This is a genomic window from Allobosea sp. Tri-44 (genome assembly GCF_004123845.1).
GTDB lineage: Bacteria > Pseudomonadota > Alphaproteobacteria > Rhizobiales > Beijerinckiaceae > Allobosea.
Genome location: NZ_NBDP01000020.1, coordinates 1 through 4,596 on the forward strand (window position 1 = coordinate 1; position 4,596 = coordinate 4,596).

Annotated in this window: 3 protein-coding genes; all 3 read right to left on the reverse strand. The window is 66.4% G+C overall.

Going from position 1 to position 4,596, the window contains the following annotated elements; genetic code table 11:
• Positions 1-171 precede the first annotated feature (171 nt).
• From ctaD to B6S44_RS15015, 3 genes are read right to left on the reverse strand one after another with little or no spacing between them, the layout of a single operon-like run.
• Positions 172-2,697, reverse strand: coding sequence for a cytochrome c oxidase subunit I (gene ctaD / locus B6S44_RS15005; RefSeq protein ID WP_129157706.1), 2,526 nt, complete (start codon positions 2,695-2,697; stop codon positions 172-174).
• Positions 2,694-3,677, reverse strand: a complete 984-nt coding sequence (coxB, locus tag B6S44_RS15010) for a cytochrome c oxidase subunit II (RefSeq protein ID WP_129157707.1) — start codon at positions 3,675-3,677, stop codon at positions 2,694-2,696. The genes ctaD and coxB overlap by 4 nt, the downstream gene beginning before the upstream one ends.
• On the reverse strand, positions 3,674-4,381 hold the full coding sequence (locus B6S44_RS15015) for a c-type cytochrome (protein ID WP_129157708.1): 708 nt from the start codon (positions 4,379-4,381) through the stop codon (positions 3,674-3,676). The genes coxB and B6S44_RS15015 overlap by 4 nt, the downstream gene beginning before the upstream one ends.
• Positions 4,382-4,596: the final 215 nt, after the last annotated feature.

Consider the following 4,596-nt stretch of genomic DNA (forward strand, 5'->3'; position numbering starts at 1 on the left):
GGATCGCGGCGACGGCCAGAAGGGTCGCAGCGGTGACAATCGTGTCGTGGACCGCCGCTTGGTTCCAGCGGCAGGCCAGCGATTCCGACGCGTAGATCGTCAGGAAATGGGCGGCCCAGACAGTGGGGCCGACGACCGCGGCACCCGCCTGGCGCAAGGGAGCTGCCCTGATCACGGCTCTGCCACCATTCGCGGGAAGCCGTGGGTGAGCAGCAGTCCGAAGGATGCCTGCCCGATGGCGTAGACCCAGAGCAGCATCAGGACGTCGAAGACGACGCGCCTGCTACCGTCGAGCCGTCCGACCAAGAGGCGTGCAATCGCGAACAGGGCGATGACGACGACCGCGGCGATGATTTGTGCCTGCAGCGCTGCATTGGCATAGACCATTGCCGCATAGCCGCTGGCTTGCGGGCGCAGGCCGCTCCACCAGTGGCCGATGAGGTCGAGCGCCAGCGCTCCTGTGAGGGCTGTTACCCCGGCAAGGAGAAGCAGGGCCACCGGACCGGTGCGTCGCGCGTTGCGATCGAGAAGATGATGGGCTCCTGCGAGCATGATGCCGCTGAAGCCGAAGGCAGCGAGCGAAGCCCACGCGCTTGCTGACGACGGCAGGTCCGACTGTCGCGGCCATCCTTCTGGCGCCACCGTCCAGAGATAGAGGAAGCCGAAGAGATAGGAGAGATAGAGCGCAGCCGCGACGAGCAACAGGATGACCATAGCCCACCAGCTGTGCGAGACCGGCCCGGACGCATAGGTCGGCAGAACGATGCCGCCGCCGATGTCGACCTCGCCCGCCGATGGCGGATCGCTGTTCCACATCCAGACGAGCATCGACGCCACGGCGAGCGCGCCGCAGATCGCGGCGAGTGTCACGGCCTTGACGGTGAGCAGCAGGAAGAAGGCAGCGGTGAACAGGGCAGCGCTGAGATGCGCGTAGCCCGGCCCGCTGAGGCGCATCAAGTATTGCGGCTCGGCCTCGATCGGCGAGGTCACGATCGTCTCGCGCGCTCCGGTCGCCGTTCCCGGGAGATAGTAGCCGCCGGCTTCGACGTCGCGGGCGAGGTCCGGCTGCTGCCAGAGCGGATCGCGCCCGCTCACACGCGGAATACTACGTATGGCATATTCGTGGTTGGGCAGCCATTCGAGGGTATTCGCACACCAGACGTCGCCGGCAGGGTGCGATCCCGTCAGCCGCATGTTCCTGATCACGTCGATGAGGAAGACGCCGATGCCGGCAGCGAGGATGAAGGCGCCGATCGTCGAGACGAGGTTGAGCCCGTCCCAGCCGATGCCGGCAGGATAGGTGTAGACCCGGCGCGGCATGCCGATCAGACCGGTCAGATGCATGGGCAGAAAGGCGATGTTGAAGCCCGCGAAGATCAGGCCGAACGCCCAGCGGCCGAGGCGCTCCGAGAGCGGGCGCCGGCTGAAGGCGGGGGTCCAATAGTAGATCGCCGCGAAGAGCGGAAAGACCATGCCGCCGAACAGCACATAGTGCAGGTGGGCAACGACGAAATAGCTGTCATGGGCCTGACGGTCAAACGGCACCATCGCGACCATTACTCCGGTCAGTCCGCCGAGGGTGAAGATCACCAAAAAGCCGATCACGAAGAGCGAAGCCACAGTCAGCCTGAACCGTCCGGCCGCGATCGTCGCGATCCAGGCGAACACCTGGATGCCGCTGGGGATCGCCACCGCCATGCTCGCGGCCGAGAAGAAGCCGAGCGAGCGGGCCGGGATGCCCGTAGTGAACATGTGGTGGACCCAGAGGCCGAAGGAGAAGAAGCCGACAGCGATCAGCGCCACCACGATCAGCCGGTAGCCGACCAAAGGCGTGCCGGCCATGGTCGGCACGATCATCGAGACCATGCCTGCAGCCGGGAGGAAGATGATGTAGACCTCCGGGTGGCCGAAGAACCAGAACAGGTGCTGCCAGAGCAGCGGATCGCCGCCGCGTTCGGCGATGAAAAAAGGCCAATCGAATGCCCGCTCGAGCTCGAGCAGGATGGTCGCGAGGATCACGGCCGGGAAGGCGAAGACGATCATCGCGGCGAAGATCAGCATCGTCCAGGCGAAGATCGGCATCCGCGCCAGCGTCATTCCCGGGGCGCGGGTGCGCAGCACGCCGACGATGATTTCGATCGCACCAGCGATGGCCGAGATCTCGATGAAGCCGATGCCGAGCAGCCACCAGTCGGCGCCGATGCCGGGCGAGAAGCGCGTCCCGGTCAGCGGCGGATACATGAACCAACCGCCGGAGGGCGCGACGCCGAAGAAGAGCGTGCAGAAGAAGACTGATCCGCCGATGAAATAGGCCCAGAAGGCGAAGGCGCCGAGCCGCGGGAAGGGCAGATCGCGGGCGCCGAGCATTGGCGGCAGCAACAGGATGCCGACCGCCTCGACCGCCGGCACGGCGAACAGGAACATCATCACCGTGCCGTGCATGGTGAAGATCTGGTTGTAGGTGTCCTGCGAGAGGAAATCGTTGCCCGGCGTCGCGAGCTGCAGGCGGATCAAGAGGCCGAGCACACCGGCGAGCAGAAAGAACAGGAACGCCGTCGCGATGTAGAAATACCCGATGATGGTGTTGTTGACGTCGCTGACGACGCGCCAGCCGCGCGGACCCTTCCAGACCGCTTCGAGCTGCTCAAGCTCGCCTTCGGGCCGTGGCAGGGCGGACGGGAGCTCAGGAGCACTCATCGCAGGCTCCCGAGATAACTGGTCAACGCGCTTATCTCTTCGGCCGAGAAGATCGCGAAGGGCGGCATCAGGGCGCCGGGCTTCACGGTCTGCGGGTTGATGATGAAACCGGCGAGGTTTTCGGGGGTGTGGGGCACGGTCGCGGCACCGAGGAAGCGCCTGCCGCCGACGCGGCTGAGATCGGGGCCGATCACGCCCGCCGCCTGCGTACCGCGCACGGCATGGCAGGCGCCACAGCCGGCGGATAGGAACAATTGTTCGCCTCGGACGAGGCGCCCCTCGGCAGGCCGGCCTCGCTGATCGGCCGCAGCCAGCCAGGCGTCGAATTCGGCCTGCGGTACAGCAACGATTTCGAGCGCCATCAATGCGTGTGGCCCGCCGCAATACTCCGCGCACTGGCCGCGATAGATGCCCGGCCGGTCTGCCTTCAGGCGGAGCCGGTTGGTCCGGCCGGGGATCATGTCAAGCTTGCCGCCGAGGCTTGGCACCCAGAACGAATGGATGACGTCGTTGGAGCGCAGGGTGAACTCGATGTCGCGACCGACCGGGATCCTGATCTCGTTGGCCTCCGAAACCGGCGCTGCGCCCTCACGGTGATAGATGATCCGCCACCACCACTGTTCGCCGGTCACGTCGATCCGCAACTCGGGCGGTGTCGGCGCCGCGATCGTCTCGCGCATCAGCCAGAGGCCGTAGCCGAGCAGGATGCTCAGCGTGATCACCGGGAAGACGATACCGCCCCATCTGATCAGACCATCGCCGCTGAGCACTCGCCGGATGCGCGCCGGCCCCCAGATTGCCCCGCCAAGGACAGCGAGCACGAGCGAGAGGATCGTGGCGCCGCCGGCGAACAGGATCCAGCTCAACAGTGCGATCTTTTCCGCTTCGTCGCCGGCCGGCGCCAATGCCGATTGGGGCGAACAGGCGGAAACACCCGCCAGGCCGACGATGACTGCGGAAATGGCAGCGCCTTGCCTCATCGACCTGCCTCGCGCGCAGGAGCGAGACTCGCGAAATAGGCGGCGACGTCCCGCGCTTCCGCTTCGCTAAGCCGACGTGCGATCGGCGCCATGATTTTTCCCGCCGCGCTGCGATCGTTGAGCCCGGCCCGCCAGACTGCGAGCTGGCCTTCGAGATAGCGCGCGGGTTGCCCATCTAGGCGCTGATACTCGGGAGCAGCCTCGGCGCGATGGCAGCCGAGACAGGACGGGACGCCGCGCGAGGGCACGCCGTCGCGGGCGATCGCTTCGCCACGTGCGTTAGCGGGAGGATCGGAGCTCTCCGCCTGCGCGACAGGCCGCGGCAGCGAAGCGTAGTAGCGCGCGAGCCGGCCGATCGCAGCGTTCGATAGGTCGGCCGCGGCAGTTTGCATTACGCCGCTGTCGCGCTCGCCGGCGGCATAGGCACGCAGCGCGTTCTCGATCATGGCTGCCGGTTGGCCGTGCAGGATCGGAACAAGGCGGCTCGGCGGACTGCGTCTTGCGCCCTGGCATCGGGCGCAGGCGCCGATCGCGTCGGCCTCGGTCTGCCCCGTCGCGATTTCCGCGCCGCTTTGCGGGTCCGGCTCGATCTCTCCCGGCGCCAATTCGCGATAGCCGCGCCGGTCCAGGCTGGGCAGGCGCCGCAGGAAGGCGACCACGGCCCAGATCTCGTCGTCGCGATGCAATGAGGGAAAGCCGGGCATCCCGGCGTATTTCAGGCCGTGCTTGACGATCCAGAACAGCTCGCCGTCTCACCAGCGGCTGACCTTGCGGCGGAGATCGGGTGGCCTAGGCAGCATGCTATCGGCCACCGGTCTGATCGGCGTTTCGGAACAACCGTTCAAATTGTCCCCACCTGCACTGCACTGGCGTTCGCACGTTCGCCGCCGTCTTTTCAAGCTATCCTCCCAACAGCCAC

Coding starts and splice junctions, on each gene's coding strand:
- coxB (WP_129157707.1), bottom strand. CDS start 3,677: ATGAGGCAAGGCGCTGCCATTTCCGCAGTCATCGTCGGCCTGGCGGGT.
- B6S44_RS15015 (WP_129157708.1), bottom strand. CDS start 4,381: ATGCCCGGCTTTCCCTCATTGCATCGCGACGACGAGATCTGGGCCGTG.
- ctaD (WP_129157706.1), bottom strand. CDS start 2,697: ATGAGTGCTCCTGAGCTCCCGTCCGCCCTGCCACGGCCCGAAGGCGAG.